Annotated in this window: 31 protein-coding genes; 14 read left to right on the top strand and 17 right to left on the bottom strand. The window is 70.7% G+C overall.

The genetic code is table 11. The features are described from left to right. Positions 1-245: 245 nt before the first annotated feature. A complete protein-coding gene (locus ACIBG8_RS53180; protein WP_397351081.1) occupies positions 246-833 on the top strand; it encodes a histidine phosphatase family protein in 588 nt (195 codons plus the stop codon). A gap of 289 nt (positions 834-1122) precedes the next feature. Here ACIBG8_RS53180 and ACIBG8_RS53175 read toward each other — a convergent pair whose 3' ends face one another. The 6 genes from ACIBG8_RS53175 to ACIBG8_RS53150 form a co-directional block, all read right to left on the bottom strand. Beyond that, positions 1123-1389 carry a sigma factor gene (locus ACIBG8_RS53175; RefSeq protein WP_397351080.1) on the bottom strand — a complete coding sequence of 89 codons (267 nt, stop codon included), beginning with the start codon at positions 1387-1389 and terminating at the stop codon, positions 1123-1125. Next, the gene (locus ACIBG8_RS53170) at positions 1389-2264 is read right to left on the bottom strand and encodes a hypothetical protein (protein WP_397351079.1); all 876 of its coding nucleotides are present in this window, start codon (positions 2262-2264) and stop codon (positions 1389-1391) included. The genes ACIBG8_RS53175 and ACIBG8_RS53170 overlap by 1 nt, the downstream gene beginning before the upstream one ends. A 200-nt stretch (positions 2265-2464) precedes the next feature. Beyond that, positions 2465-3208: a hypothetical protein gene (locus ACIBG8_RS53165; protein ID WP_397351078.1), complete on the bottom strand. Its 744-nt coding sequence runs from the start codon at positions 3206-3208 to the stop codon at positions 2465-2467. Positions 3209-3248: 40 nt separating this feature from the next. After that, positions 3249-3491 (bottom strand): hypothetical protein, encoded by a 243-nt coding sequence (locus ACIBG8_RS53160; RefSeq protein ID WP_397351077.1) that lies wholly within the window; start codon positions 3489-3491, stop codon positions 3249-3251. A gap of 109 nt (positions 3492-3600) precedes the next feature. Next, entirely contained in the window at positions 3601-3837 is a 237-nt protein-coding gene (locus ACIBG8_RS53155) for a DUF397 domain-containing protein (RefSeq protein WP_397351076.1), read from the bottom strand. Next, positions 3838-4659 (bottom strand): helix-turn-helix domain-containing protein, encoded by an 822-nt coding sequence (locus ACIBG8_RS53150; protein WP_397351224.1) that lies wholly within the window; start codon positions 4657-4659, stop codon positions 3838-3840. Positions 4660-4892: 233 nt separating this feature from the next. Between ACIBG8_RS53150 and ACIBG8_RS53145 the strand changes: the two genes are divergently transcribed. Together ACIBG8_RS53145 and ACIBG8_RS53140 are read left to right on the top strand one after the other, a co-directional pair. Continuing rightward, positions 4893-5396, top strand: coding sequence for an ATP-binding protein (locus ACIBG8_RS53145; protein ID WP_397351075.1), 504 nt, complete (start codon positions 4893-4895; stop codon positions 5394-5396). A gap of 80 nt (positions 5397-5476) precedes the next feature. Next, positions 5477-7885, top strand: a complete 2409-nt coding sequence (locus ACIBG8_RS53140) for a helicase-associated domain-containing protein (RefSeq protein ID WP_397351074.1) — start codon at positions 5477-5479, stop codon at positions 7883-7885. Here ACIBG8_RS53140 and ACIBG8_RS53135 read toward each other — a convergent pair. Beyond that, positions 7869-8846, bottom strand: coding sequence for an ABC transporter substrate-binding protein (locus tag ACIBG8_RS53135; protein WP_397351073.1), 978 nt, complete (start codon positions 8844-8846; stop codon positions 7869-7871). The two genes, ACIBG8_RS53140 and ACIBG8_RS53135, sit on opposite strands and share 17 nt — an antisense overlap. Before the next feature lie 28 nt (positions 8847-8874). Beyond that, the gene (locus tag ACIBG8_RS53130) at positions 8875-9825 is read right to left on the bottom strand and encodes an ABC transporter substrate-binding protein (RefSeq protein ID WP_397351072.1); all 951 of its coding nucleotides are present in this window, start codon (positions 9823-9825) and stop codon (positions 8875-8877) included. 72 nt (positions 9826-9897) lie between these two features. On the opposite strand from ACIBG8_RS53130, the gene ACIBG8_RS53125 reads away from it, so the two are divergent. The 3 genes from ACIBG8_RS53125 to ACIBG8_RS53115 are packed head-to-tail and all read left to right on the top strand — an operon-like array spanning position 9898 to position 12727. Continuing rightward, entirely contained in the window at positions 9898-10929 is a 1032-nt protein-coding gene (locus ACIBG8_RS53125) for a FecCD family ABC transporter permease (RefSeq protein ID WP_397351071.1), read from the top strand. Next, positions 10926-11930: a FecCD family ABC transporter permease gene (locus ACIBG8_RS53120; RefSeq protein WP_397351070.1), complete on the top strand. Its 1005-nt coding sequence runs from the start codon at positions 10926-10928 to the stop codon at positions 11928-11930. Before ACIBG8_RS53125 ends, ACIBG8_RS53120 begins: the two co-directional genes overlap by 4 nt. Next, complete coding sequence (locus ACIBG8_RS53115) at positions 11930-12727, top strand: ABC transporter ATP-binding protein (protein ID WP_397351069.1); 798 nt, start codon at positions 11930-11932, stop codon at positions 12725-12727. Before ACIBG8_RS53120 ends, ACIBG8_RS53115 begins: the two co-directional genes overlap by 1 nt. Here the strand turns inward: ACIBG8_RS53115 and ACIBG8_RS53110 are convergent. After that, the gene (locus ACIBG8_RS53110; RefSeq protein WP_397351068.1) at positions 12684-13307 is read right to left on the bottom strand and encodes a TetR/AcrR family transcriptional regulator; all 624 of its coding nucleotides are present in this window, start codon (positions 13305-13307) and stop codon (positions 12684-12686) included. The genes ACIBG8_RS53115 and ACIBG8_RS53110 overlap by 44 nt on opposite strands. Positions 13308-13344: 37 nt before the next feature. Between ACIBG8_RS53110 and ACIBG8_RS53105 the strand changes: the two genes are divergently transcribed. Both ACIBG8_RS53105 and ACIBG8_RS53100 read left to right on the top strand, forming a co-directional pair. Next, a complete protein-coding gene (locus tag ACIBG8_RS53105) occupies positions 13345-13671 on the top strand; it encodes a rhodanese-like domain-containing protein (RefSeq protein ID WP_397351067.1) in 327 nt (108 codons plus the stop codon). A gap of 41 nt (positions 13672-13712) precedes the next feature. Beyond that, positions 13713-15020, top strand: a complete 1308-nt coding sequence (locus ACIBG8_RS53100) for an FAD-dependent oxidoreductase (RefSeq protein ID WP_397351066.1) — start codon at positions 13713-13715, stop codon at positions 15018-15020. Here the strand turns inward: ACIBG8_RS53100 and ACIBG8_RS53095 are convergent. Beyond that, positions 14971-16224 carry an ArgE/DapE family deacylase gene (locus ACIBG8_RS53095; RefSeq protein ID WP_397351065.1) on the bottom strand — a complete coding sequence of 418 codons (1254 nt, stop codon included), beginning with the start codon at positions 16222-16224 and terminating at the stop codon, positions 14971-14973. The two genes, ACIBG8_RS53100 and ACIBG8_RS53095, sit on opposite strands and share 50 nt — an antisense overlap. Before the next feature lie 91 nt (positions 16225-16315). On the opposite strand from ACIBG8_RS53095, the gene ACIBG8_RS53090 reads away from it, so the two are divergent. Next, positions 16316-17260: an endonuclease/exonuclease/phosphatase family protein gene (locus ACIBG8_RS53090; RefSeq protein ID WP_397351064.1), complete on the top strand. Its 945-nt coding sequence runs from the start codon at positions 16316-16318 to the stop codon at positions 17258-17260. Here the strand turns inward: ACIBG8_RS53090 and ACIBG8_RS53085 are convergent. The 3 genes from ACIBG8_RS53085 to ACIBG8_RS53075 are packed head-to-tail and all read right to left on the bottom strand — an operon-like array spanning position 17247 to position 19353. Next, the gene (locus ACIBG8_RS53085) at positions 17247-17810 is read right to left on the bottom strand and encodes a DUF1349 domain-containing protein (protein WP_397351063.1); all 564 of its coding nucleotides are present in this window, start codon (positions 17808-17810) and stop codon (positions 17247-17249) included. The two genes, ACIBG8_RS53090 and ACIBG8_RS53085, sit on opposite strands and share 14 nt — an antisense overlap. Positions 17811-17815: 5 nt before the next feature. Beyond that, entirely contained in the window at positions 17816-18502 is a 687-nt protein-coding gene (locus ACIBG8_RS53080) for a spherulation-specific family 4 protein (protein WP_397351062.1), read from the bottom strand. Continuing rightward, on the bottom strand, positions 18499-19353 hold the full coding sequence (locus ACIBG8_RS53075; protein ID WP_397351061.1) for an NAD-dependent epimerase/dehydratase family protein: 855 nt from the start codon (positions 19351-19353) through the stop codon (positions 18499-18501). The genes ACIBG8_RS53080 and ACIBG8_RS53075 overlap by 4 nt, the downstream gene beginning before the upstream one ends. A 130-nt stretch (positions 19354-19483) precedes the next feature. Between ACIBG8_RS53075 and ACIBG8_RS53070 the strand changes: the two genes are divergently transcribed. Then, a complete protein-coding gene (locus ACIBG8_RS53070) occupies positions 19484-19804 on the top strand; it encodes a GroES family chaperonin (RefSeq protein ID WP_397351060.1) in 321 nt (106 codons plus the stop codon). On the opposite strand, the gene ACIBG8_RS53065 is transcribed toward ACIBG8_RS53070, so the two are convergent. Both ACIBG8_RS53065 and ACIBG8_RS53060 read right to left on the bottom strand, forming a co-directional pair. Then, positions 19795-20679, bottom strand: coding sequence for a TolB family protein (locus tag ACIBG8_RS53065; protein ID WP_397351059.1), 885 nt, complete (start codon positions 20677-20679; stop codon positions 19795-19797). The two genes, ACIBG8_RS53070 and ACIBG8_RS53065, sit on opposite strands and share 10 nt — an antisense overlap. A gap of 46 nt (positions 20680-20725) precedes the next feature. Then, a complete protein-coding gene (locus ACIBG8_RS53060) occupies positions 20726-21154 on the bottom strand; it encodes a TIGR02611 family protein (protein ID WP_397351058.1) in 429 nt (142 codons plus the stop codon). A 139-nt stretch (positions 21155-21293) separates the two neighbouring features. Here ACIBG8_RS53060 and ACIBG8_RS53055 point away from each other — a divergent pair, with 139 nt between their 5' ends. After that, positions 21294-22196 carry a phosphotriesterase gene (locus ACIBG8_RS53055; protein WP_397351057.1) on the top strand — a complete coding sequence of 301 codons (903 nt, stop codon included), beginning with the start codon at positions 21294-21296 and terminating at the stop codon, positions 22194-22196. On the opposite strand, the gene ACIBG8_RS53050 is transcribed toward ACIBG8_RS53055, so the two are convergent. Then, positions 22183-22527 carry a winged helix-turn-helix transcriptional regulator gene (locus ACIBG8_RS53050; RefSeq protein WP_397351056.1) on the bottom strand — a complete coding sequence of 115 codons (345 nt, stop codon included), beginning with the start codon at positions 22525-22527 and terminating at the stop codon, positions 22183-22185. The two genes, ACIBG8_RS53055 and ACIBG8_RS53050, sit on opposite strands and share 14 nt — an antisense overlap. Before the next feature lie 63 nt (positions 22528-22590). On the opposite strand from ACIBG8_RS53050, the gene ACIBG8_RS53045 reads away from it, so the two are divergent. Beyond that, positions 22591-23217: an NAD(P)-dependent oxidoreductase gene (locus ACIBG8_RS53045; RefSeq protein WP_397351055.1), complete on the top strand. Its 627-nt coding sequence runs from the start codon at positions 22591-22593 to the stop codon at positions 23215-23217. Here ACIBG8_RS53045 and ACIBG8_RS53040 read toward each other — a convergent pair. Beyond that, positions 23207-24046 carry a sugar phosphate isomerase/epimerase family protein gene (locus ACIBG8_RS53040; RefSeq protein WP_397351054.1) on the bottom strand — a complete coding sequence of 280 codons (840 nt, stop codon included), beginning with the start codon at positions 24044-24046 and terminating at the stop codon, positions 23207-23209. The two genes, ACIBG8_RS53045 and ACIBG8_RS53040, sit on opposite strands and share 11 nt — an antisense overlap. Positions 24047-24128: 82 nt before the next feature. On the opposite strand from ACIBG8_RS53040, the gene ACIBG8_RS53035 reads away from it, so the two are divergent. After that, positions 24129-25304 (top strand): ROK family protein, encoded by a 1176-nt coding sequence (locus ACIBG8_RS53035; protein WP_397351053.1) that lies wholly within the window; start codon positions 24129-24131, stop codon positions 25302-25304. A 17-nt stretch (positions 25305-25321) separates the two neighbouring features. Next, positions 25322-25711, top strand: a complete 390-nt coding sequence (locus tag ACIBG8_RS53030) for a PPOX class F420-dependent oxidoreductase (RefSeq protein ID WP_397351052.1) — start codon at positions 25322-25324, stop codon at positions 25709-25711. The last annotated feature ends 28 nt before the right edge of the window (positions 25712-25739 follow it).

Raw genomic sequence — 25739 nt, 5'->3', positions numbered from 1 at the left:
CGGGCAGTGGCTGAGGGCAGTGGCTGAGGGCAGTGGCTGAGGGCAGTGGCTGAGGGCAGTGGCTGAGGGCAGTGGCTGAGGGCAGTGGCTGAGGGCAGTGGCTGAGGGCGGTAGTCGGGGTCGATGGCTGCGAGCGGGCATTGGTGCGGCTATGGGCGGGGGTGGTGGCGGCTCGTAGGGGTTGGGGCGCGGGAAGGTGGGGTTGGGGGTGGGAAGAAAACGGGGGTGGAAGATGATGTGTGGTTATGAACGAAATGTTGCTGCTCAGGCATGGTGAGACCGAGTGGAGTCGGAACGGGCGTCACACCGGGCGGACTGATCTGCCCCTGACGGCCAATGGGGAGGAGCAGGCGGCTGCGTTGGTGCCTGTGGTTAAGGCTCGGAGCTTCGATCTTGTGTTGGTTAGTCCGGCGGTTCGGGCTCGGCGTACCGCTGAGCTGGCTGGACTGGCTGGCTACGAGGTTGATCCTGATCTCTGGGAGTGGGACTACGGGGGTTATGAGGGGATCACTACGGCGACCATCCGTGAGACCCACCCTGGGTGGTATCTGTGGCGGGATGGGGTGATTCCTGGGGATGCGGAGCATCCTGGGGAAAGTGCTGCTCAGGTGGGGGCTCGGGCTGATCGGGTGATTGCCAGGGCTCGGCAGGTCGAGGGGGATGTGGCTGTGGTGGCGCACGGGCACTTTCTGCGGGTGTTCGCGGCGCGCTGGCTGGGGCTTCCGCCTGAGGATGGGCGGTTCTTCAAGCTCGACACCGGCACCTACTCCCGGCTGGGCTTCGAGCACGCCGAGCCGGTGATCATTGGCTGGAATGCCCCTGTGAGTGGGTGATGTCGGGTCGTGGGGGACGGCCCAGTGGAGGGCTGGCGTCAGTTAAGGGGCTTGCGGGTTGTGGAGGGACAGCCCTGTCGTGGAGGGGTGACCCTGCTGTGGGGGGTGGCCCTGCTGTGGGGGGTGACCCTGCTGTGGGGACACCCCATTCAATGGCTGAGGTCGTGGGGGACACACCATTCAAGGGCTCAGGTCTTGGGGGGATACACCACTCGATGGCTGAGGTTGTGGGGGGATAAACCACTCGATGGCTGAGGTTGTGGGGGGACGCACGGCGCGATGAGTGAGGTCAGTGGCGGACCTTGCGGGTTGCTGACTCGTGCAAGGTCCTGCTGGCCAGCCACCCCCTCAACGACCCCAACCCCGGATCGAACGCCAACGGCCGCCGCCACAACGCCGCGAACACGTCCTGCGTGATCTCCTCCGCCTGCGACTCGCTCCCCGTGACCCGCAACGCCACGCCGTACACCAAAGCGCTGTGCTCGTCGTAAAGGTCCCCCAGCGCGGTTAGGTCACCACCGACGAGCCTGGCGTGGAGTTCGAGGTCGCCGGCCATCAGTCACACCCCAGCGTCGACGCGGCCGCGATCAGCTCGCGGGCCAGCGCCGGGTCGCCCTCCGCCGCGTACGGGAACGTGTCCGGCGACCACCTCCCGGCCAGGAGACGGCAGAAGTCGACGACGTTGGCGGAGACCAGCACGCCGGGCCTGGTCGGCGCCGGGGAGAGCGGCAGGGTCCACGACCCGCCGCCCGGGCCGGTCAGGACGACCGTGGCGACCACGTCCCGCCGCGGCATCGCCTTGGGGAGCAGGGCCAGGCCGAACGACGCGATCAGGTTCAGCGTCTCCCCCGGCGGCACGGCGCTGGGGCGGCCGAGGGCGGTCCTGATGTCGTCGGCGTGGGTCCAGGTCTCGAACGTGCGCTGGATCAGGGCCTGGCGCAGGGTCCCTCGGACGGGGCGCCGCCCGGCCAGCGCCATCTCCACGGCCAGGAGCGGCTCGGCGTTGACCGACACCCGTTCGAGCAGTCCGGTCGCCTGCCTGCGCCACCGCGTCTCGGCTCTCTCGGGCAGTGCCGTGGACACGCCCATGAAGTGGGCCGCTCTGGCGTCGTTCTCCGCGAGGTGGCCGATCATCCCGCGTACGGTGCCGTGCTTGACGACCGGAGCCTCCCACTGGTCGTGCGACAGCCCGTCGAGGAGCTCCTCCATCAGCGCGACCTGGGCAGCGTAGGGTACGGCCAGCGCCGCCACCTGCGCCGCGGCCTCCTGCCTGGTGCGCCGCGCCTTCGACAGGACCGCGTCGCGCAGGCGCGGGGGTGGCTGCGCCGCAGGGTCGCCGGTGCCGAGCAGCGCCAGCGCGGCACCGCACTCCTGGCACGAGGCCACGTGATCGTCGGGTGTGTCGTACGCGCGCCCGTTGAAGTCGCTCATGGCTGCCTCCGCAGCCCTGACGTTATCCCGATGAGTCGGTTTTTTCGAGAGGTACGGCGGAGCCGAGGAACACGCCACCCGCGTCTGTTTTTGAGGTACGGCGGAGCCGGGAGACGCGCCGCCCGCCGTACGGGGCTGGGGTCTTCGGGAGGGTTACGCTCACCGGGCGACCGTGGCCGGCCGCCGTATCGGCGAACGTGTCAGGGGGCGAGCCGGGATCCGGGGAACGGGGCGAGGAGGGTCTCGCGCCACGTCCCCGTAAGGAACGACCGCGCCCTCTTGCTCCACTCCAGCAACCGCGGATCCCCCTCCACCTCGTCATCCAGCCCCAGCGCCGCGTCCCGCGCCCGCTGCATCCCCAGGTGATCGTCCAGCGACATCCCCCACACCGTCACCACCTCGGTGTCGCAGAACAGCACCTCGTACAACCCCACCAGCCGATGCCCATGGTCAGCCAGCACGGGCAGCCGCTCCGACCGCACCGCGTCGAGGTACTCCAGCGCCGCCCCAGGCCGCACCGTAGCGCTCTCGAACAGGTAGAACTCGGATGGTGACACGGAAGACAGCGACGGCGACCCGTGCACCGCCCCCAACGGCCGCGAGAACGCCGAGAACCGCAGGTCGTCGATGTCGGACAGGAAGAGCTTGCTGTCCACCCCCGAGTAGATCTCCATCATCTGCCGCCACCCCCCGTCCCACCCGCCGTGGCAGTCCCACAGCGTGACGGCCTTGAACTGGGGGTGCCCGGTGATCCCGACCGCGTAGAACGCCCCGACCAGGTCGATCTCGCGCGACCTGATCGACATCCCCTCGGTGAGTTCCGGCGCTTCCCGGTGCAGGTCCTCCTCCTTGTACCGGGTCAGCCACGTCAGGTACTCCAGCGGTTTGCGGGAGTTCATGGGCCGGAAGTCGACCTCTTCCAACAGGTGGATCCCTCGCCGCACAGCGCCTCCTCGGCCAAGCGATTGCTTGGCAGGAAGCCTATCAAGCGGCCACCGGTTGCGGACCCCGTCCCGTCAGCCACTCGAGCACCTTGCGATGCCCGCTGGCCGCGTCCTCGAAGTGCCCCCAATGCCAGTAACGAGGGTGCTCGCGCACCCCCGTCACCCACGTGCGGTAGGAGACACCCACGGCGGACCCCACGCCATACGTACGGATCACCACCTTGCCCCCGGGAGCGATCAGAACGTCGTCGGCTATGGGATAGAGCGTCATGTTGTCGAGCATGCGACCGATCCTGCCGGTGCGATCGGCGGAAACGGTTACGCCTCCGGCGCACCCCCGTTAAGTGGCTGCGCCGGAGGTTAAAAGGGTGTTACACCCAGCGATGGACCGGTCAAACCAGCAGGCCGTCGAACTCTCCGTCCTTGACCCCCAGCACCAGCGCACGGATCTCGTCGCGGGTGTAGATCAGGGCCGGGCCTTCGGGGAATCGCGAGTTGCGTACGGCGATGCCGCCGTTGGGGAGCTCCGCGAGCTCCACGCAGTTGCCCTGCGAGTTGCTGTAGCGGCTCTTGCGCCACGAGACCTCGGTGAGGTCGGTCGCGGGCATGCCGTTGTAGGTGTGCTCCATCTACATCTTTCTGAGAAGACCGTCGATGAGCTCAACCGTGCCTCCCGGCGTGGTGCTCTCCACGCACAGCTGCTCCATGGCCGTGAGGTACGGATCGATGTCCTCACGCTTGTCCAGGTACAGGGCACCCCAGAGCTGTTCGACGTAGACGACGTCCGACAGGTCGGACTCGGGAAACCGCATGATGCTGAACGCCCCACCCTCAGCGGCGTGCATGCCGTACTTGAAGGGCATCACCTGCAGGGTGATGTTGGGCAGGCCGGCGACGTGCAGCAGATGCTGAAGCTGTTCGGACATGACCTCTCTCCCGCCGATGATCCGCCTGAGGCTCGCCTCGTCGATGACCGCCCACAGGCGCGGGCCGTCCTTCGCGGTGAAGCGTTCCTGCCGTTGCATGCGCAGATGCACACGGCGTTCTATGTCCTCAGGGGTTGCATCGGGGTTGCCGAGCTGGAAGACGGCCTGGGCGTACGCCGCCGTCTGCAGCAGGCCGGGCACGAACTGCACCTCGTAGGTGCGGATCAGGCTCGCGGCCTCCTCCAGGCCCACGTACGTGGAGAACCAGGAGGGCAGAAAGTCGGAGTATTTGTGCCACCACCCGGGGGTGTTGGCCTCGCGGACCATTTCCAGCAGGGCACGCCGTTCCGCGTCGTCGACGACGCCGTACAGCGTGAGCAGGTCTTCCACATCACGTGTCTTGAACCCGACACGGCCGAGCTCCATGCGGCTGATCTTCGACTCGGAGGCGCGGATGTGGAATCCGGCCTGGTCGCGCGTGAGCCTCTTTGCTTCACGCAGCCGTCGCAAGCTCGCACCGAGCATGATGCGCCGTACGGTCGAACCAGAACCCGGCGGATCAATGGACACGTGGTGCTCCTTGGTCGTTTCCTTGCCACACAGTCTGTCACTTCACGGCCAAGAGATCACGGGCCGCAGTCAACTCCCCTTTCCTGAAATTTCCCCCTATAGGAGAACCTATGGCGGCAACGGTAGCGCGTGCACACCGCTGATGCACGTGCATTCGCTCTTGCACCTGCACGATAGTTTGCCCCAGAATGATCACCGTGCAGTCCACGAAAACGGTCGGCCACTGGACCAGGTTCGACTGGTGGCCGCCCATCGGCTGGTGGCCGGAGGCGGCGCGCGACCTCCTCACCGCAGGCCCGTCCGCCAGCGCCACCTACGTCCTCCCGCCCGCTGCCTCCTCCGTGCACTCAGCACGCATCTTCACAGCGGGCACGCTGGCCGGCTGGGGATTGGCCGAGCTGTCAGACAACATGGAGCTGGTGGTCTCGGAGCTGGCGACCAACGCCCTGCGCCACGGCCTGCGCCTGTCCGAACAAAGGGCGCCCAGACCCGTCCACATGTCTCTCGTACGGCGCGGCCCCCTGGTCACGTGCGCCTTCACCGACCCAGGGTCCTCGGTACCCGTCCTGCGTTACTCGGGCCCTCTGGATCCCGGAGGCCTGGGGCTCCACATCGTCGAATCGCTTAGCCTCCGCTGGGGCTGGTCGGCACTCGCACCTCACGGGAAGATCGTCTGGGCAGTCCTCTCCTGACCGGGGGTGATGTGCATTACCGTGGATGCTCATGGCTCACGGTGAGTCCCGCGCGCGACCCCCCATGAGAGTGCTGACCGATGGATGATCACCTGCTCGGCTGGTTGCGGACACTTGAGGAAGATCGGCTTGCCCGCGTTCTCAAGAACCGGCCGGACGCGATAGCGGCCCCGTGGCCGCGGCGACTGGACACGCTGGCCCAGCGGCTGGGCAACGGCTTCGCCGTCATCGAGGCGATGCGCAACCTCCCCCTGCCGTGCCTGGAGCTCGCCCAGGCATGCCTCGTCGTGCCCGGCCCTGCCACCACGCAGCGGATGGCCGCCTTCCTCGGGGCCCGCGAGGACGAGGTGGCCCCCTGGCTCGAACGCCTCTACGACCACGCGCTGGCCTGGCCCGACGACGACGGCGGCATCCACCTGGCCGAGGCCGTCTCCCGCTGGTGGGCGGCGCCGCTCGGCCTCGGCGAGCCCCTCGAGCACTACCTGAACTCCTGGACCATCAGCAACGACACCCTGCGCTCGCTGTCGCGCAACCTCGGCCTGCCGCCGCACGGCAACAAGCGCCGCACCATCGTCCGCGTCACCGAGGTGCTGAGCGACACCGAGCGGCTGGGCGCGCTGCTGCGCAACGCCCCGCACGGCACGCGGCGGCTGCTGGAGGAGTTCGCGTGGGACGGCCCGGTGCGCGACGTCGACGGCGGCCGCTTCGTGATCATCGGTACGAGCGAGAAGTGGGCGGCCGACCACGGGCTGATCTACCGGCCGAGCTGGCACGTGGCCGAGATGCCGCGCGAGGTGGCGCTGTGCCTGCGCGGCCCCGAGTACCACCCGCCGTTCACGCCCGACCCGCCCGAGGTGGCCACGCTGCCGGTCGACCCTGAAGAGGTCGACCACCTGATGACGCTGTCGGCTCCGCACGTGGTCGAGCGGTGCGCCGCGCTGCTCGACAACACGGCCAAGGCGCCGCTGCCGCTGCTCAAGACCGGCGGGGTGGGCGTGCGCGAGGTGCGCAGGGTGGCCAAGGAGACCGGCTGCGACGAGGACGAGACCCGGCTGCTGCTGGAGATCTGCGCCGTCGCCAGGCTCCTGGCCTGGGACGAGAAGTCCGGCGGTATGGTACCCACCGACCGCTTCGACCGCTGGCGGCTCGACGAGGGCTCGGCCAGGCTGCGCGTGCTGCTGTCGGCGTGGTGGCGCATGGAGCGCTCGTCGCTGCGCAAGGTCGACGGCAAATACCTGACCGTGCTGGGCGACGACCAGTCCGGCGCGGCGATCGCCCGCATCAGGCGCGCCGTGGTGACGACCCTGGCCCACCTTCCTTCGGGTACGGCTTTCGCCGACCGCGGCAGCCTGGTGCGCAACGTGCACTGGCACTCCCCGCTGCTCGACCAGGCCCTGCTCACCGACTGCGCCTGGGCGGTGCTCGACGAGGCCAGGCTGCTCGGCCTGCTGGCCAACGACGCGCTCACCGACCTCGGCAGGGCGCTGGCCGGGCTGACCGCCGGCGCGGGCGACGAGAACGACGACATGGTGCCGATGGTCGAGCACGACCCCGTCCTGGTGGAGGCGTCGACCAGGGCGCTGGCCAGCGTGCGCAGGAGCGCGCTCTTCGGCCCCGACCTGACCGCCGTGGTGACCGGCCCGCCGTCCACCGAGCTGGCCGCGCTGCTCGACCGGGTCGCCGAGCGCGAGTCGCGCGGTGCCGCCTCGGTGTGGCGCTTCACCACCGAGAGCGTGCGCGGCGCGCTCGACCACGGCTACGACGCCGACGAGCTGCTTGAGGAGCTGGCCGGGGTGGGTACGGTCCCCCAGCCGCTCGAATACCTCGTGCACGACGTGGCGCGCAGGCACGGCGAGGTGACGGTGACCACGGTCGGCTGCATCGTGCAGGCCTCCGACCCGGCGCTGCTCGCCGAGATCGCGGCGCACCGGCGGCTGACCCGGCTGGGCCTGCGGCTGCTCGCCCCGACCGTGCTGGTCAGCTCGACGCCCGCCGACAAGACGCTGACCGCGTTGCGCGAGAACGGCTACGCGCCGGTGCCGATCTCCGACACCGGCGAGATCGCCATCCGCCGCACCCGCATCGAGGAGCCGCAGAACGGCAAGCTGATCCTGCTGCCCGGCGGCCAGGTGGCCGAGCTGTCCGACCTCGGCGTCGCCCCGCACGTCATCGCCGAACCCACCCCCGACCCGCATGAGCACGCGCGCAGGCTGCTGACGGCCGCGGAGAACGGCGCCGGCGACCACAACGGGCGCACCTGGGCGATCATCGGCAGGATGGCGACCAGGCTGCCGACCGCCCAGCAGTCGCTGCTGGGCTTCGTCGTGGACCGCGGCGTGCGGGCGGGCATCACCCTCACCGACGGGCTGACCGCCACGATCAGCCACGGCGAGCTGCGCGGCGGCGCGCTCGACGCGTGGTGCGAGGAGGCGGGCGACTACCTGGAGTTCCCGCTGGCCGAGATCGTCGAGGTCAGGGGAGCTTACTAGCCTTCTTGAGATTGGCGACGAGGCCTTCGAGCTCGTCTGCCCACTTCTGGTAGCTGTAAGGGGTCTCCACCCACATCGGGTAGGCCTGACCGGCCTTGACCGCGGGCAGCTCGGCGAAGGTGGGCTTCTTCTTCATCTCGGCGAGCTGCGTGGCCTGGGTCCTGCTGTCGAAGAGGATCACGTCGGCCTTGTACTTGTCGGCGTTCTCCCAGCTCAGCGTCTCGAAGTAGCCCTGGGCGTCGACCTTGGGCCGCACCACGTCGAGCCCGGCGTCGCTGAGCAGCTTGAAGTCGGGGACCATCTCGGGCGTCGAGACGTAGAGCGCGTCCGGGCTACCCGACACGATCTCGATCTTCAGGCCCTTCGCGACCAGCGTCTCGAGCTCGGCCTGGGCGCTCTCGAACCGCTTCTTCGCCTGGGTGATCTCCGGGGTGTTCACGTCGGCGCCGAGCTGCCGCGCGAGCGTGCCGTACCTCTGGATGACCTCGGCCGCGCTCTTGCCGGTCAGCATGACGCCGGCGGTGGGGGCGACCTTCTCGATCGTCTCCTTCGACTTGGCCGGGACGTACCACAGGTCGTCCTTGAGGTACATGCTGCTGACCAGGAGCTGCGGTTGGAGGCCGATGTAGCGCTCGACGTCGAACTCGTCCCAGACGTTGCCCAGGCCGGTGACCTTGGCGATGTCGACGTTGCCGGCCTGCGGGTCCCTGGAGCCGTCCTTCAGCTTGTGCGGGCCGAAGACGGCCACCGGGCGCACGCCGAAGTCCCAGAGGGCGGCTGCCGCGCCGACCTGGGCGACGATCCTGGTGGGCCGCTCGGGCAGGTCTACCTTCCTGCCGCGGTCGTCGGTGAAGGAGAAGGAGACCGCGGCGGTCGTCGCCTTCGTGACGGGGGCCGCCGTCCCTCCGCCGCAGGCGGTCAGCGTCAGAACGGCGCCAAGGCCGACGAGGATTCTCCTCATGACAACAAGCTCCTAAGGTGAGGCTTACCTAACTACGAGGGGCTACCTTAGCCAGGTTTTCCGAGAGTTCGTCCAGCAGGGTCGTGTAGCCCTGGCAGCTGAAGCGCATTTCGGCCCGCCACGGGTAGACGTGACCGGCCTTGACCGCGGGCAGCTCGGACCACGTGGGCTTCCTGGCGATCTCGGCGAGCTTCATCGACTGCGCCCGCGCGTCCACGAAGATCGCATCCGCCGCGTACTTGTCGATGTTCTCCCAGCTCAGCGTCTCGTAGTAGCCGGTCTGGTCGGGCTTTTCCGGCACCACGATGTCCAGGCCCAGCGACCGCAGGTATTTCTGGTCGGGGAAGCTCGCCGGGTTGCAGACCCAGAACTGCTCGGGCGAGGCCCCACAGAAGAGCACCCTGGGCCCGGGACGAACCCGCGAAGCGGCCGCCTCGAAGCGCGCCTTCAACGCGGGATCGCCCGCCCCGCCCAGCGCCACGGCCAGCTCCTCGTAGCGCCTGATCAGCTCGTCGCCCGCCTTGCCCTGCTGCCGGATCCCGAGGGTCGGCGCGACCTTCTCGATCGTCGCCGCCGACTTCGCGGGGACGTACCAGAGCTCGTCGCCCTGGTACATCCCGGCGACGAGCAGCTCGGGCCGCAGCCCGATGTACTGCTCGACGTTGAACTCGTCCCAGACGTTGCCGACCGAGGCGACCTTGGTCACGTCGATGTCGCCCGCCTCGGGGTCCTTGGCGCCGTCGGCCAGCTTGTGCGGGCCGAACACCGCGATCGGCCGCACGCCGAAGTCCCACAGCGCGGCCGCCGCGCTGACCTGCGCGACGACGCGGGCGGGCCGGGCCGCCAGCGAGATCTTCCTGCCCCGGTCGTCGGCGAACCGCCACCCGGTCGCCGCGGCGGGTGCGGGTGGACGTCCGGCCGCGCAGGCCGTGACGCCGAGCAGCGTGCCGAGCAGCAAACTCCGCCTGGTCAATGACATACCCGCTCCTTAGGTTAGGCTTCCCTGCGCTAGGTTAGCCTTACCTAAGCTTGACGAACGAGAGGGGCGGGAGTGAGCGCGGTTCCCATCGCGGCGACCACGAGGGGACGATCGGCCGGGCTGGCCGCCGGGCTCGTGGCAGCCGCCGGGCTCCTCGTCCTGGTCACGCTGCTGAGCATCGCGCTGGGCGCGCGCTCGGTGCCGCTGGCCACCGTGATCGACGCGCTGACCGGCACGGAGGGAGCGGGCGACCACACCGTGATCGTCGGCCTGCGCGTCCCCCGCACGGTGCTCGGGCTCGGTGCGGGCGCCGCGCTCGGCCTGGCCGGGGCGCTCATGCAGAGCCTGACCCGTAACCCGCTCGCCGACCCCGGGCTGCTCGGCATCAACCAGGGCGCCGCGCTGGGCGCGACGCTGGCGATCGGCGCGTTCGGGCTCACCGACCCGGCCGTCTACGTGTGGTTCGCCTTCGCCGGGGCCGCGCTGGCCTCCGTCCTGGTGTACGCGCTCGGGTCGGCGAGCCGTTCAGGAGCCAGTCCTGTACGGCTGGCGCTGGCGGGAGTGGCGCTCGGCATGGTCTTCACCGCGATCTCCTCGGCGATCCTGCGTATGGACTCCCAGGCGTTCGACCGGATGCGGTTCTGGCTCACCGGCTCGCTGGCGGCGCAGACCGAGGACGTGATCGTGCGGCTGGTGCCGTTCATGGCGGTCGGCATCGTGCTCGCCCTGCTGCTGGCCAGGCCGCTCAACGGGCTCGCGCTGGGCGACGACGCGGGCAGGGCGCTGGGCGTGGCGGTCGGCAGGACGCGGGTGCTGACCGCGGTCGCGGTCACGCTGCTGTGCGGGGCGGCGACGGCCGGGGCGGGGCCGCTGTGGTTCGTCGGGCTGGCCGTACCGCATGCCGTACGGGCCGTGGTGGGGCCGGACCAGCGGTGGCTGCTGCCGTACTCCGCCGTGCTGGCTCCCGTCGTGCTGCTGGGGGCGGACATCGTCGGGCGGCTCGTGGCGCCGCCGGGCGAGGTGCAGGTCGGCATCATGTGCGCGGTCGTCGGCGGGCCCGTCTTCATCCTGCTGGCCCGGCGCAAGAGGCTGGCCGCCCTGTGACGCGCGTCGGACCGTATTCGTGGCGGGTCTCCCCCCGCGCCGTGTTCACGAACGCCGCGCTGGTGGTGACAGCGGTCGCCACCGGGCTGGTGGCGATCTCGACCGGCGAGTTCACCGTGCCGGTCGGCGACATCCTCACCGCGCTGTTCGGCCAGGGGTCGCCGGTCGCCGAGCTGATCGTCGGCGAGTTGCGCGCGCCGCGCGTGGTGGCCGGGCTCGCCGTCGGCGCGGCGTTCGGGCTGAGCGGGGCGATCTTCCAGAGCCTGACCCGCAACCCCCTCGGCAGCCCGGACTTCATCGGGTTCACCGCCGGGGCGTCCACCGGCGGCGTGCTCATGGTGATCGCGGGCGGGTCGGCGGCGCAGATCGCGGCGGGCTCGCTGGCCGGGTGCGTGCTGTCGGCCGCGGCGGTCTACCTGCTGGCCTTCCGCCGCGGCGTTCAGGGGTACCGGCTGGTGCTGGTGGGGATCGGCGTCAACGCCGTGCTCATCGCGGCGGACTCGTTCATGCTGACCAAGGCGACCATCAACGACGCGGCCAACGCCGGGGCCTGGCTCACCGGCAGCCTCAGCGGGCGCGGCTGGGACCACGCGATCCCCGTCGCGGTCGCGCTGGCCGTGCTCGCGCCGCTGTGCTGCCTGGTGTCCAGGCCGCTGCGGATGCTGGAGATGGGCGACGACGCCGCTCGCGCGGTCGGCATCAGGGTCGAGGCCGTGCGGGCCGCGGCGATCGTCGCCGGGGTGCTGCTGTGCGGGGTGGCGACGGCGGCGGCCGGTCCTGTGGTGTTCGTGGCGATGGCCGCGCCGCAGCTGGCCAGGCGGCTGACCCGCTCCCCCGGCGTCACCATGATCGCCTCCGCGCTCACCGGCGCCGTCCTGCTCACCGTGGCCGACCTGGCCGCCCAGCGCCTCTTCGCACCGACCCAGTTGCCCGTGGGCGTGCTGACCGCCGCGATCGGCGGCGTCTACCTCGCGCTACTCCTGAGAAAGGACCGTCACTGATGGCCCGGCTGAACGGAACCGACCTCACGCTCGCCTACGACCAGCGGGTCATCGCCGCCGGGCTCGACGTGGCGATCCCCGACGGCTCCTTCACCGTGATCATCGGGCCGAACGCCTGCGGCAAGTCCACCCTGCTGCGCGCCCTGGCCAGGATGATGAAGCCGCGCTCCGGCGCCGTGCACCTCGACGGCAGCGTGATCACCTCGCTGCCGTCCAAGGAGGTGGCGCGGCGGCTCGGCCTGCTGCCGCAGACCTCGATCGTGCCCGACGGCATCACCGTGGCCGGCCTGGTGGCCCGCGGCCGCTACCCGCACCAGCGGCTGATGCGCCAGTGGTCGCCCGCCGACGAGGCGGCCGTCGCGACCGCCATGGCGGCCACCGACGTGGCCGAGCTGGCCGACCGGATCGTGGACGAGCTGTCCGGCGGGCAGCGCCAGCGCGTCTGGCTGGCGATGGCGCTGGCCCAGGAGACGCCGATCCTGCTGCTCGACGAGCCCACCACGTTCCTCGACATCTCCCACCAGATCGAGGTGCTCGACCTCTGCGCCGACCTGCACGAGCAGGGCAGGACCATGGTCGCGGTGCTGCACGACCTGAACCAGGCCTGCCGCTACGCCACCCATCTCATCGTCATGTGCGGCGGCAGGATCGTGGCCGAGGGCGACCCGGCGGCCATCGTCACGCCGGAGCTGGTGGCCGAGGTGTTCGCGCTGTCGTGCGAGATCATCGCCGACCCGCAGACGGGCACGCCGCTCATCGTCCCCGCAGCTCGCAGATCGCCCGCGCGGCTTCCCTGACGGCGCGCTTCGCCTCGGCCTCGCCGTACCTCTCCAGCAGCATCGCGGCGGGTTCTGCCGCCAGGGCGGCCAGCAGGACGTGGGCCAGGGCGTCCGCGCCGATCAGGATGGCGATGTGGCGGTGCCAGAACCGGTAGGCGCCGATGTGGTAGCGCGCGCCGTGCGTGGCGGTCTCCGACATGCGCACCAGGTCGACGTGGAGGAACAGGTAGTCGAGGTAGGCGTCGGTGAACGCCTGCAGCCGCTCGCCGTCCGGCGCGCCGGGGCCCAGCGGCGGCGGTCCGGACAGGATGCGTTCCTGCAGCTCGCGCTCGCGCTCGTCGAGCAGCGCCACCGCCAGCCCCGCCTTGTCGCCGAAGCGGCGGAACAACGTGCCCTTGCCGACGCCCGCCTCGGCGGCGATCGCGTCCATCGAGACGGCCTCGACGCCCTTCTGCCTGAACAGGCTCGCGGCTGCGGCCAGCACCTTCTCCCTGTTGCGCGCCGCGTCCGCCCGCTCCTTGACGGGCGGCCCGCCCAGAAGGTCGAGCAGCTCCCTTGACGAACCGGACTGCGGTCCGCTAGCTTCCGAGGTGTTCACACAAACGGACTGTAGTCCATTTACCTGGGAGGCCGCAATGACCGCACCCATCAGCCGTGACGAGCTCAAGAGCGCCATCGACGCGGGCGGCGTCGTGGTGGTCGACGCCCTGGGCGGCGGCTACTACGCCGAGCAGCACCTGCCCGGCGCGGTCGCCCTGGTCGAGAGCGAGGTGGCCGAGCGCGCCGCCACCGTGCTCCCCGACAAGGACGCCACGATCGTCACGTACTGCTCCGACACCACCTGCGGCAACAGCCACGCCGTCGCCAAGCGCCTGGGCGACCTCGGCTACAACGACGTCCGCGTCTACCGCGAGGGCATCAAGGACTGGAAGGAGGCCGGTCTTCCCGTCGAGCGTGCATAACGCCGCAGACCGTCCCCCAGCCCTGGGGCGACTCTCAGGGCATGGACAACGTCATCATCATCGGGGGCAGCATGTCGGGCCTCCTCGCCGCCGCCGCGCTCAGCCGCGTGGCCCGGCGCGTCACCGTCGTCGATCGTGACACCCTGCCCGCGCGGGACGCCCATCGCAAGGGGTCGGCACAGAGCCACCACGCGCACGGGCTGCTCGCCAGGGGCAGGGAGGTCATGGAAGACCTCTTACCAGGACTCACCGGCGAGCTCGTCGCCAGGGGCGCCATGGCCGGGGACCTGCAGAGCGTGTCGCGGTGGATCAGCAACGGCCACCGCCTCGCCCCGGCGGTCACCGGGCTCACCGGCCTGCTCGTCAGCAGGCCGATGCTCGAAGGCCAGGTACGGCGGCGCGTCAAGTCCGTGTACGGCGTCGCCGTCGAGGACAACCTGAGCGTCCAGCACCTGACCACCCACGACGGCAGGATCACCGGCGTCCGGCTGGCCGACGGCAGGGACATGCACGCCGACCTCGTCGTCGACGCCTCGGGGCGCGGCTCACGCGCCCCGACGTGGCTGATGGACCTCGGATTCGCCCCGCCGTACGAGGAGCGGGTGACCGTCGACCTGCGTTACGCCACCAGGGAGTTCCGCCGCCGCCCCGGCGACCTGGGCGGGGACCTGGTGATCATCACCACGCCCACGCCGCGGACGCCGCGCGCCGGCGTGGCGCTGGCCGTCGAGGGCGACCGCTGGGTGGTCACCCAGGGCGGCTACTGCGGTGCGACGCCGCCGCTCGACCTGCCCGGCTTCGTCGCGCACGCCGCCACGCTCGCCGCTCCCGACCTGCACGAACTCCTGGTGACAGCCGAGCCGATCGGCGAGCCGCGCGCCTACCACACCCCGGCCAGCGTGCGGCGGCGCTACGAGCGGCTCACCGACCTGCCGACCGGCCTGATCGTCATGGGCGACGCCGTGTGCGCGTTCAACCCGATGTACGGCCAGGGCATGACGGTCGCCGCGACCGAGGCGGCGGCGCTGCTGGAGTGGGCGCGGGCGGGCGGCGGGCGGCCGCAGGCCTTCTACAAGAAGATCTCCGGCCTGATCGACGCGCCCTGGGACATCGTGGTCGGCGGCGACCTGCGGCTGCCCGGCGTGGAGGGCGAGGTGACGCCGCGGATCCGGATGGTCAACGCCTATCTGGAGCGGTTCCACGCGGCCGCCGCGCACGACCCCGAGCTGGGCAGGCGTTTCCTGCGCGTGGCCAACCTCATGGACCCGCCGCCCGCGCTGCTGAGCCCCAGCACGCTGGTCAGAGTGCTCCGCAACGCCGGACAGCGAGCAGAGCCAGCGCTCGTGTGACCTCGCGCAGCTCGGCCAGCTCCACCTGTTCCCTCGGCGCGTGCGCGAACCGCACGTCGCCAGGGCCGTAGTGCAGCGACGGGATCCCTCCCGCGCTGTACAACCGCAGATCGCTCCCGTACGGCGCGGCCGCCTCGACCGGCCGGGAGCCGCTGACGTCGGCCACGGCGCCCATGACCTGGCCGATCAGCTCGTGGCCCGGCGCGAGCCGCCCGCTGGCGAACTGCCCGCCCGGCCAGGTGACCAGCACCGGGTTCTCCCGCAACCACGGGTGGTCGGCCGACGCGACGGCCTCCTCGAACGCGGCCCGCGCGTGCGCGGGATCCTCGTCCAGCCGCACCCCGAGCCGCCCCTCGGCGACCAGCAGGTCGGGCACGCTGCTGGACCAGTCACCCGCGCGCACGGTGCCGACCTCGATGGGGTACGGCATGACATTTCCGTCAAAGATCCGCGGCAGATCGACATTTCTGGATTTTTCGAGATTGCGGAGTGCGGCGAACACCGGCCAGAACACCTCGATCGCGCTGACCCCTTCGTACCGGGTCGCCCCGTGCGCCGCCCGGCCCGGCACCTCCAGCCGGAACGTCAGCGCCCCCGCGTTGGCGGTGATGACCGTCCCGCTGGTCGGCTCGGTGATCACGGCCGCCTCGCCCCGGTGCCCGCGGGCCAGCGTGGCGAACGCGCCGAGCCCGCCGTCCTCCTCGCTGATCACGCAGTGCACGGCCAGCGGCCTGGCCAGCCGTACACCTGCCCGCCTGAGCGCGCGCACCACCGCGAGGTTGGCCACCAGCCCGGCCTTCATGTCGCACGCGCCCCTGCCGTGCAGGGTGTCGCCGGTGATGCGGGCGGCGAACGGGTCGCTGCCCGCCCACTTGGCCAGGTCGCCGGTCGGCACCACGTCCACATGGCCCTGGAGCACGAGCGCCGGTTCGCCCTCGCCGCCCGTGACGGCGGCCACGCCGTACCCCTCGACCCTGGGGGCCTCGGTGCCGGGGAAGCCGTCGCGGGACCGCAGGTCGTCGAGGTCGAGTTTCCAGACGTCGACGTCGAGATCGGCCTCGGTGAGCAGACGGGCGTAGGTGTGCATCAGGTCGGACTCGGCGTCCGTCCCGGTGACGCTCGGCACCCTGACCGTCTCGGCCAGCAGGTTCACGGTCTCGGCTTCGTCGATCGCGGCGAGGACCCTGGCTTCCACATCAGACATGGGACATACCTTGACATCTCCTCCGCCAAATCTGCACACGTGAACCCGATCATGGGCGTGGGGCAATACAGATCCGAGGAGGCACGAGATCTTGACGGACACGACGATCGAGCCGGGGCGCAGGCGGGGGCGCGTCCTGGTCTGGCTGCTGCTCGCACCGTTCGCGCTGTGGGCGCTGCTCAGGCTGACCGGCGTGCTGGACGAGGTCTGGCCATGGGTGCCCCTTGTGGCGTTCACCCCTTATGTGGCGATCGGCGCGGTGGTGGCGCTGCTGCTGTCGCTGCTGTCGCGCAGGTGGACGCCGATCGTGGTCGCAGGCGTCACGGCGGTCGCGCTGACCGCCGTGGCCCTGCCCCGCGCCTTCGCGAACGCGGCGCCTCCGGCGCGGGGAAGGGAACTGCGGGTGCTGGCGGCCAACCTCATGGTCGGCCAGGCGGACACGGCCGGGCTGATGGCGCTGGTCAGGCAGTTGAAGCCGGACATTCTCACGCTGCAGGAGCTCACGCCGGAGGCACGTCAGCGACTCGACGACGCGGGACTGCGCGAGCTGATGCCTTACGCGGTCGACCGCTCCAGGGAGGGGGCGAGCGGCTCCGGCATCTACGCCGCCTCTCCGCTCACCGAGCAGCCGCTGATCACGAACGGCGTGTTCAACCAGGCCAGAGCCGCGACCAACGGGCTGGAGATCGTCTCCGTGCACCCGTGCGCGCCCAAGCTGGCGCGCCGGGCGGCGTGCTGGAGCGCGGGGCTCAGGGCGCTGCCGAGGGCGGGCGGGCCGCTGCGGATCCTCGCGGGCGACTTCAACGCCACCCTCGACCACGGCCCGGTGCGCGACCTGCTGGCGAGCGGCTACCAGGACGCCGGGGAGGTCACCGGCCAGGGTTTCACCGCCACCTGGCCGCAGGACGGGCACGTCCCCGGCGTGGTGATCGACCACGTGCTCGCCGACCGCCGCATCGCCGTGCGCTCCTACAGCGTCCACCCCTTGCGCGGTACGGACCACCGCCCCGTGTTCGCCGAGCTCACGCTGCCGTGACGCGCACCTCGTTGAACCGCACCGTGAACCCCTTCCCGGCGGGGGCCGCGGCCATCGCCCCGGCGAACACCGGCGCCTCGGCCGGGAAGTGGGCCAGGCGCAGCAGGTGGTCGGGCCGCTCGCCGTCCAGCCCGTAGCGCACGGTCACCGCGTCGCCCACCCGCTCCAGGTCGAACGTCACGTGGTCGGCGACCGAGTGCAGCGGCACCACCGACCAGTCGGACCGCTCCCGCGTGACGACCGTGCTGAGCGTGTAGCCGCCGTCCACGTACTCGACGCCCGCCTTGATCCAGGTGCGCTCGTCGATCCGCAACACGGCGCCCGCCTGGTCGTACTGCTCGGCGTAGTCGCCCTCCAGCGTCACCGTCAGCCGGAAGTCCCCGGGCACGATCCGCCCGAACAGGTGCGCGGTGTCATAGGTGTAGCCGTAGTGGGTCTTCCGCCACAGGTCGGTGCCCGGCTCGCAGAACAGGCTGAGGCCGTCGTCGGCGACCCACTGACGGGGCGGGTTGATCCACTGCCAGTCCGATGCGCCGAACGCCATGATCATGCGATTTATCCTGCCACGACAGGCCTGCCGTAGTAAGCGGGCAGATCACCCCAGGGCTGGTCGCCGGTGCGGTCGGTGACGTAGACGGTGCCCGCGTGCCTGATGGCCCTGCGCAGCGTCGGGTCGAACGCCTTGGACGGCACGTCGTGGACCAGGTGGCAGAAGCGCCCCCTGGCCAGCCCGCGCGCCCAGAGCGGCTCGCGCATCGCCTTGTACGCCGACAGCGGCCCCTCGAAGGTGACCAGCACGTCGGCCAGGTCCGCGTAGCCGGGATCGGGGTAGACGCCGGGGTTGAGCACGAGCGTCCCCCGCACCCCCTCCACTACCTCCCGGTAGTGGCCGAGCCGGTCCTCGCTCGCGGCCACCTGGTCGAGGAAGACGCCGCGCAGGCCGTACCACGCCCGGTAGCGCCGCAGGTCGGCGCGGACCTCGGCGATGTCGCGCAGGCCGAAGTCGGTGTCCACGTAGCCGAGCACCTCGGTGCCCGCCGCGACCAGCCGGCTGATCACCGGCGGGTAGGCGGCGTCCTTCTCCTCGCCTGGCCTGAGCACGACCAGCCGCGGCGGGTTCGCCAGCAGCCGTTTCCAGGCGTCGGTGTCGCGCTCGGGATGGAAGTAGGCGGGCACGCACGCCTCGCGGGGCAGCGTCTCGGAGCCGCGCTGGACCCGGGGCTCCGTCATCCGCTCCGTCATGCCGGAACCACCTCCTCCAGCGACGCCCACAGGTCGGCCAGGGACGTGCGCAGCGACCTCTCCGGCCGCCAGCCGAGCGCGCCCTCCACCGCCGTGACGTCGGCACACTGCCAGGGCACCGCGGGCGACCCCTGCGCGCCCGCCAGAACCCTGGTGCCCGGACTGGCGATCTCCACCAGCGTCCCGATCAGGTCGTGTACGGCTGTCGCCCGCCCGCTGCCCACGTTGAGCACCGGCGGCAGCGGCCCCTCCGCGGTGGCGGCCGCGGCGATCGCCGCCGCGGCGTCGCGCACGTCGACGAAGTCGCGGTAGACCTCCAGCCCGCCCACCACCAGGTCGCCCTCCTCGCGCAGCCGGGCGGCGAACCTCATGGGCAGCGAATCGGGCGGTGCGCCGGGCCCGATCACGTTGAACAGCCTGAGCACGACGGTCTCCAGCCCGTCGGCCGAGCCGAGCAGCTCGGTGGCCACCAGCTTGGTCAGCCCGTAGTCGCTGACCGGGCGGCACGCGCTCGTCTCGGTGATGGCCGGGCCCATCGGCACGGAGCCGTACTCGGCCGCGCTGCCGACGTGCACCAGCCGCGCGCCGGGCGCCGCCGTACGCATCGCTGTGGCGAGCCTGGCCACGGCGATCACGTTGGCCCTGGTCAGCTCGACGGCGTCGCCCGTGGTGGCGCCGCAGCAGTTGACGACCGCGGTGGGCGACACCTCGTCCAGCAGCTCGACGAGGTCGGAGTGGGGCGCTGTGACCAGATCGATCCGGTCTCGCGTGACCGCGCTCTCCCCCAGCGCCGAAAGGACGCTTTTCCCGACAAATCCAGATGCACCTAAGAGCAGAATCAAAAGCCCCACGACCTGCAGATACTCGCATAATTGGACATTTATTTAATGACGCCGTCGGCGTAGGGGAATTTATAGCCGACCCGCTCCCTCCGCGGACGCCGATTGCACGTTCCTGCAAACCCGGACGTAAACTGCCCCTGTGCCAGACCCCAAGTTCGAGATCCAGATGCTGCACGACCGGGTGATGATCCGGCTGGAGCAGGACGCCGAGGAGCGCCGCAGCGGTTCGGGCATCGTCATCCCCGCCACCGTGAAGATGGCCAACAGGCTGGCCTGGGGCGAAGTCTGCGGCGTCGGCACCAACGTGCGCTCGGTCAAGGTCGGCGACAAGGTGCTCATCAACCCGGAGGACCAGTTCGAGGTCGAGCTGCACACGCAGGTCTACCTGGTGATGCGCGAGCGCGACCTGCACGCCGTGGCCACCCAGGAGACCGACCACGGCACCGGCCTCTACCTCTGACGGACGAAGTTCACCCAGAACCCGGCCTTCCACGCCTTGGCGGGCACCCCGCCGAGCACGCGGGTGGTCTTGCCCGTCAGGTCGACGACGGCCAGCTCGTAGGCCGCGCCCTTGGGCAGCGCCGCGATCAGGTGCGTCTCGTCCCACCACCCGAACAACGCGGCGGGCCGTACGGCGACGCGCTGGGCGATCGCGCCGGTCGCCGGGTCGGCCAGGCAGACGTGCTCGGTGTAGCGGGCCGGGCACCAGGTGGCCAGCCGCTTGCCCGACGGTGAGAACGGATCCTCGGGACCGGTCGGCAGCCCCGTCTTCAGGTACGTCCTGACCGTCTTGCCGTCGGCGGCGCGGTAGAAGCGCACGCCGGTCTTGTAGCGGGAGACCAGGGTGCCGTCGGGGCTCCACCACAGGGTCGCCCTGGCGTCCAGCCCCGCGGGCGTGACCGTGATCGCGGTGCGCCTGGCGACGTCGACGACGGTGTAGCCGACAGAGCGCCACTTGCCGGCCGTCTTGCGCTCGACGGTCAGCGCCACCTTGGAGCCGTCGCGCGACCAGGAGGCGTAGGAGGCGGTCAGCGGCATCTTCACCGTGGGCACCCGGACGGACCTGCCGGTGGCACGGTCGATGAGGACCAGGCCGTCGCGCCCGTCCTTGTAGCTCGTGGGCACGCCCGCCGCCTTGGTCTGGTCGGGCGAGACGGCCACCTCGCTCAGCGCCTTCTGCCTGACGAAGCCCTGGGTGCCGCGCAGGTAGACCTGCTTGGCGCCCAGGCCGTAGGCGCTCAGCCGTACGGGATCTCCGGTCTTCTCCGCGAGCCGCACGCCCGTGCCGGGCAGCGGGACGGACAGGGCGACGGCGAGGATGGCAGCGACGATCACGCGGGCAGCTTAGGCACGCGCGGGGCTGATGTGGCCCCATCCATCACTATCGGTCTAGGAGCTTGCGTCCCCAGTCGATGAGGTCGATCCCGAGGGTGCGCATGCCGAAGTAGACGATCACGGCGGCGACGCAGACGGTGACCAGCAGGACCAGGATCTTGATGATCAGGCCCTGGCGTTTGTACCACTCGGTCCAGGCGTGCAGGATCCGCTTGCCGAACTCCAGGACCTTGTGCGCCCAGTGGAACTCGGTGGCGAGTACGGCGAGGCCGCCGAAGACGACCAGCCAGCCGGGCCCCGGGAACGGCACCATGATCAGGCCGCCGATCACCATGATCGAGCCGATGACCCCGATGACGATCTTCAGGGTGAGCGCGCCCGTCCGCGTCGACCGGACACCGTCCAGCCACGACCGTTTGGCGGCCTCGTCCTTCAGCTTGTCGGCGTCGCCCGTCTCTGATTCCTGCAGGCCCACGATCCCCCCGTGACGGTCGGTTACATCCCACATTATCCGCGCAACCCCTTGCGAGCCGCTTACGGGCTGACAAACGACCCGGAGGTAAAGTTTTCTCCCGACCTGGTGGTCTGGGAGCAAATATCGGTTAATGTCGTGCATGCCCGAGGTCATGCTTCGCACCGTCACCGGCCCCATCAGGGCCACGGCGATCACCGGTGCCGTACTCCCCCACGAACACCTGCGCATCGACATGCGCTGGGCCGTCGGTATCGACTCCGACCCGCACCGCTGGCTCGACGAGGAGCAGACCGTCACGGCCGAGCTGCGCGAGCTCCGCCAGTCCGACCAGCTCAACCTCGTGGTCGACCTCACCTGCCTGGGCATGGGACGCGACGCCGCCGCGCTCGCCCGCATCGCGGCCGGCAGCAGGGTGCCCGTCATCGCCTCGACCGGCCTGTTCACCGAGCCGTTCACGCACGTCGGCGAGACCGACGTGGAGACGCTGACCAAGCGGCTCATGGACGAGATCACCTCGGGCCTGGACGGCACCGGCGTCTTCCCCGGCGTCATCGGCGAGGTCGGCTGCTGGGGCGCCGAGGCGACCCCCGTCGAGGAGCGCTGCCTGGTCGCGGCCGCGCGCGCCTCACTGACCACCCACCTGCCCGTGGCCACCTACGGGCAGGACGGCCTGGGCATGCTGGAGATCCTGCTCGGCCAGGGGCTTCCCGGCTCGCAGGTCAGCGTCGGGTACGCCGGGGCCGACCACGCGGTGGCCCGCAAGATCGCCGAGGCTGGTGCGTACGTGAGCATCGGCTCGCTCGGGCTCGGGGCGGACCACGCGTGCCGGATCGCGCTCGGGCTCATCGAGGAGGGGCTGGGCGAGCGCCTGCTGCTCAGCACGGGCACGTGCCGCGTCTCACAGCTGCAGCGTTACGCCGGTCCCGGGTACGCGCACGTCTTCCACACCCTGCTGCCGCGCCTGCGCGAGGCGGGCGTTTCCGAGGAGACCATCCACCAGCTCACCCACACCAACCCGATGCGCTGGCTCACTGGTTCCTAGCCTCCATGACCTTGTGCACGTTGGCCTCGGCCCAGTCCGTGACCGCCTGGATGGGCTCGTAGAGGGACAGGCCGAGCGGGGTCAGCTCGTACTCCACCCTCGGCGGCACCTCGGCGTACACGTGCCTGGTGAGCAGCCCGTCGGTGGCCATCGCGCGCAGGGTCTGGGTGAGGACCTTCGGCGTCACGCCGCCGATGAGGTTGCGCAGTTCCGTGAAACGCAGGGGTCCCTTGCGTAGGCTGAGGACCACCAGAACCGACCACTTGTCGCCGATGCGGTCGAGGATCAGACGGGTCGGGCAGTTGGGGTCGAAAGCGTCACCGTTCTCCATAGTTTCCATAAGGTAGCAAGGTTCCGTTGAAGTAACCAGTATCTGTTGGATACTGTCACCGACATGAAGATTCTGTTGATCGGTGCCAACGGCATGATCGGGAGCCGCGTCGCGGCAGAAGCCACGTCCAGGGGTCACGAGGTGACCGGGGTCTCGCGCAGCGGCGCCAACGGCACGCACGTGGCCGACGCGCACGACGCCTCCGCCATCGCCGCGCTCGCCGCCGGCCAGGACGCCGTCGTGCTGGCGATCGCACCGCCGCGCGACGGCTCGGAGACCACCGGCCCGCTGCTCGCCGCCGGTCGCGGCGTGCTGGACGGCCTGCGCAAGGCGGGAGTGCGCCGCCTCGTGGTCGTCGGCGGCGCGGGCAGCCTGGAGGTCGCGCCGGGCAAGCGGCTCGTCGACACCCCCGAGTTCCCCGAGATGTACAAGCAGGAGGCCCTCGCGCAGGGCGAGCTGCTCGGCGTGATCCGGGCAGAGGCGGGCGACCTGGACTGGACCTACATCTCGCCGTCCGCCGTGATCGCGCCTGGCGAGCGTACGGGCTCCTACGAGCTGGGCGGCGACCAGCTCCTCTCGGACGCCGAGGGCAACAGCTTCTGCACCGCCGAGGATTACGCGGCCGCGCTGGTGGACGAGCTGGAGCAGAACAACGCCGTCGGCCGCCGCATCACCGTCGTCAGCCGATAAGCGCCCTCAGGAACGCCAGCCCGTCGACGGCCAGCGCGTCCTGGCTCTCCGCGAGCGGGCGCCAGATGGACGCCGCCGTCGCGATCGTCCGGTTGTGCGCCGTGAACGACTCGATCACCCAGGGGCCTTCGTACCCGGCCGCCTCGACCGCCGCCTTCAGCGCGGGCCAGTCGAGGTGGTCGGCGCCGGGGGCCCCTCGATCGTTGGCGCACACCTGCAGGTGGGCGAGCCTCTCCCCAGCCGCCCTGATGGCCGCGGCGGGATCGCGCTCCTCGATGTTCAGGTGATAGACGTCCAGCGCCAGCCCCACTCCCGGCAGGCCGTCCAGCGCCTCCAGCGCCTGCTCGACCGTGTTGAGCAGGCTCGTCTCGTACCTGTTCAGCGGCTCGACGGCGACCGTGACGCCGCGCTCGGCCGCGTACGCGCCGACCGGCCCGAGGTTCTCCCGCAGCTCGGCGTAGGCCGCCTGCCGCTCGCCGTACGACATCCTCCAGGTACGGCCGACCGAGGCGTACGCCGGGCCGCCGATCACCGGGCTGCCGACGGTGACCGCGACGTCCACGCAGTGGCGCAGGTAGTTCTGGGTCTCCGCGATCGTGTCCGCGGCGACGAGCTCCCTGCCCGGCGGCATCACGAGTACGACGGTGGCCAGCAGCCCCAGCTCCTCCAGCAGCTCGGCCGCCTTGGCAGGATCCCAGTCGCCCGGCCGCTCGACGGGGAGCTCGACCAGGTCGAAGCCCCATTCCTTGATCCGGGGCGCGAGCACGGCCAGCTCGCCGTCGGTGAGCGGTGACGCCCACACCCAGGTGTTGACTCCGATGAGCGGCATAAGCTGCCCCTTCTTCCGCCGAAGGCCACGCAAAAGCATGATTCAATCCGATATATCCCTCAGGGCGAGAGAACGGAAGGGCATGCTCAACGAAACGGGCGCGGGAGCGCTGCTGGCCATCCTGCGCGACGGGCAGGCGCGCACCCGCGCCGAGCTGGTCGAGATCACCGGCCTGGCCAGGTCCACCGTCTCGCAGCGGCTCGACGCGCTGCTCAGCAGGCAGTGGATCGTGCCGGCCGAGGACGCCATCTCCTCGGGCGGCCGCCCGGCCGTCGCCTTCACCTTCAACCAGGCCGCGCGCGTCGCCCTCGCCGCCGACCTCGGCGCCACCCACGCCAGGGTCGCGGTGACCGACCTGGGCACCACGATCCTCGCTGAACGCACCGCGGACCTGCCCATAGACCGCGGGCCCGAGCCGGTGCTCTCCTGGCTCGTCGACACGTGCCTGGAGCTGCTGCGCGAGAGCGGGCACACCCTGGACCAGGTGTGCGGGGTGGGCGTCGGGCTGCCCGGACCGGTGGAGCACGCCTCGGGGCGGCCGATCAGCCCGCCGATCATGCCGGGCTGGGACGCGTTCCCCGTGCCCGAGTGGCTGGGCGAACGGCTCGGCGCCGCCGTACTCGTGGACAACGACGTCAACATCATGGCGCTCGGCGAGCACCGGGCGGCCAGGCCGGAGGCCGACCAGCTGATCTTCGTCAAGATCGGCACGGGCATCGGCTGCGGCATCATCTCCGACCGCCGCCTGCACCGGGGCGCCCAGGGCGCGGCGGGCGACATCGGGCACGTGCGCGTCTCGTCGGCAGCCGACGTGGTGTGCCGCTGCGGCAACACCGGCTGCCTGGAGGCCGTGGCCGGAGGCGCGGCACTGTCCGCGCGGCTCACCGAGGCGGGGGTTCCCGCGTCCAACAGCCGGGAGGTCGTCGGGCTCGTCCGCTCGGGCAACACGCAGGCCGTCCAGCTCATCAGGCAGGCCGGGCGCGAGGTGGGCGACGTGCTGGCCACGATCGTGAACTTCTTCAACCCGGCCGTCATCGTCATCGGCGGCGACATCGCCGAGGCGGGCGAGCACGTGCTCGCCGGGGTGCGCGAGGTGATCTACCTGCGGTCGCTGCCGCTGGCGACGCAGCACCTGTCGATCCGCACCAGCGAGCTGGGCGACCGGGCGGGCGTGATCGGCGCGGCGGTCATGGTGATCGAGCACGCGCTGGCGCCCGGGGTGGTCGATCGCGAGGTGCTTGACCTCAAGCGCGCTTGAGGTTGCACGCTGGGGACATGACCTTCACGCAGGCAGAACTCGACTACTTCGCCACCCAGAGCCTGGGGCGGCTGGCAACCGTGTCGCCGACGGGACAGGTGCAGAACAGCCCTGTCGGATTCTTCTACAACCCCGATGAGAAGTGCATCGACATCGGCGGGCACGGGCTGGGCGAGTCCAAGAAGTTCCGCAACGTCCAGGCGGGGAGCACGGTCGCCCTCGTCGTGGACGACCTGGTCTCGTTCAACCCGTGGACGGTGCGGGGGGTGGAGATCCGGGGGGTGGCCGAGGCGCTGACCGACGTGGAGCCGCCGGTGCCCGGGTTCAGCCGGGAGCTCCTCAGGATCCGGCCTGTCAAGATCATTACGTGGGGTTTGGATGGGCCGCCGTCGAACAGGACCGTCTAGGATCGGAGCGATACCAGTCTGACCGGGC

Origin of the sequence: Nonomuraea sp. NPDC050556 (assembly GCF_044457355.1) — a bacterium.
Lineage (GTDB): Bacteria > Actinomycetota > Actinomycetes > Streptosporangiales > Streptosporangiaceae > Nonomuraea.
The sequence above is the reverse complement of the archived record's forward strand: the minus strand, read 5'-3'. Positions and strand labels throughout refer to the sequence as shown.

Bases quoted from the DNA above. Each gene is read 5' to 3' on its own strand.
- ACIBG8_RS53160 (WP_397351077.1), bottom strand. From the start codon at position 3,491: ATGCTCGACAACATGACGCTCTATCCCATAGCCGACGACGTTCTGATC.
- ACIBG8_RS53080 (WP_397351062.1), bottom strand. From the start codon at position 18,502: ATGACGGAGCGGATGACGGAGCCCCGGGTCCAGCGCGGCTCCGAGACG.
- ACIBG8_RS53055 (WP_397351057.1), top strand. From the start codon at position 21,294: ATGCCCGAGGTCATGCTTCGCACCGTCACCGGCCCCATCAGGGCCACG.
- ACIBG8_RS53095 (WP_397351065.1), bottom strand. From the start codon at position 16,224: ATGTCTGATGTGGAAGCCAGGGTCCTCGCCGCGATCGACGAAGCCGAG.
- ACIBG8_RS53035 (WP_397351053.1), top strand. From the start codon at position 24,129: ATGCTCAACGAAACGGGCGCGGGAGCGCTGCTGGCCATCCTGCGCGAC.
- ACIBG8_RS53105 (WP_397351067.1), top strand. From the start codon at position 13,345: ATGACCGCACCCATCAGCCGTGACGAGCTCAAGAGCGCCATCGACGCG.
- ACIBG8_RS53145 (WP_397351075.1), top strand. From the start codon at position 4,893: ATGATCACCGTGCAGTCCACGAAAACGGTCGGCCACTGGACCAGGTTC.
- ACIBG8_RS53030 (WP_397351052.1), top strand. From the start codon at position 25,322: ATGACCTTCACGCAGGCAGAACTCGACTACTTCGCCACCCAGAGCCTG.
- ACIBG8_RS53085 (WP_397351063.1), bottom strand. From the start codon at position 17,810: ATGATCATGGCGTTCGGCGCATCGGACTGGCAGTGGATCAACCCGCCC.
- ACIBG8_RS53150 (WP_397351224.1), bottom strand. From the start codon at position 4,659: ATGCTCGGTGCGAGCTTGCGACGGCTGCGTGAAGCAAAGAGGCTCACG.
- ACIBG8_RS53135 (WP_397351073.1), bottom strand. From the start codon at position 8,846: ATGAGGAGAATCCTCGTCGGCCTTGGCGCCGTTCTGACGCTGACCGCC.
- ACIBG8_RS53155 (WP_397351076.1), bottom strand. From the start codon at position 3,837: ATGGAGCACACCTACAACGGCATGCCCGCGACCGACCTCACCGAGGTC.
- ACIBG8_RS53115 (WP_397351069.1), top strand. From the start codon at position 11,930: ATGGCCCGGCTGAACGGAACCGACCTCACGCTCGCCTACGACCAGCGG.
- ACIBG8_RS53180 (WP_397351081.1), top strand. From the start codon at position 246: ATGAACGAAATGTTGCTGCTCAGGCATGGTGAGACCGAGTGGAGTCGG.
- ACIBG8_RS53175 (WP_397351080.1), bottom strand. From the start codon at position 1,389: ATGGCCGGCGACCTCGAACTCCACGCCAGGCTCGTCGGTGGTGACCTA.
- ACIBG8_RS53045 (WP_397351055.1), top strand. From the start codon at position 22,591: ATGAAGATTCTGTTGATCGGTGCCAACGGCATGATCGGGAGCCGCGTC.
- ACIBG8_RS53140 (WP_397351074.1), top strand. From the start codon at position 5,477: ATGGATGATCACCTGCTCGGCTGGTTGCGGACACTTGAGGAAGATCGG.
- ACIBG8_RS53050 (WP_397351056.1), bottom strand. From the start codon at position 22,527: ATGGAGAACGGTGACGCTTTCGACCCCAACTGCCCGACCCGTCTGATC.
- ACIBG8_RS53040 (WP_397351054.1), bottom strand. From the start codon at position 24,046: ATGCCGCTCATCGGAGTCAACACCTGGGTGTGGGCGTCACCGCTCACC.
- ACIBG8_RS53130 (WP_397351072.1), bottom strand. From the start codon at position 9,825: ATGTCATTGACCAGGCGGAGTTTGCTGCTCGGCACGCTGCTCGGCGTC.
- ACIBG8_RS53100 (WP_397351066.1), top strand. From the start codon at position 13,713: ATGGACAACGTCATCATCATCGGGGGCAGCATGTCGGGCCTCCTCGCC.
- ACIBG8_RS53170 (WP_397351079.1), bottom strand. From the start codon at position 2,264: ATGAGCGACTTCAACGGGCGCGCGTACGACACACCCGACGATCACGTG.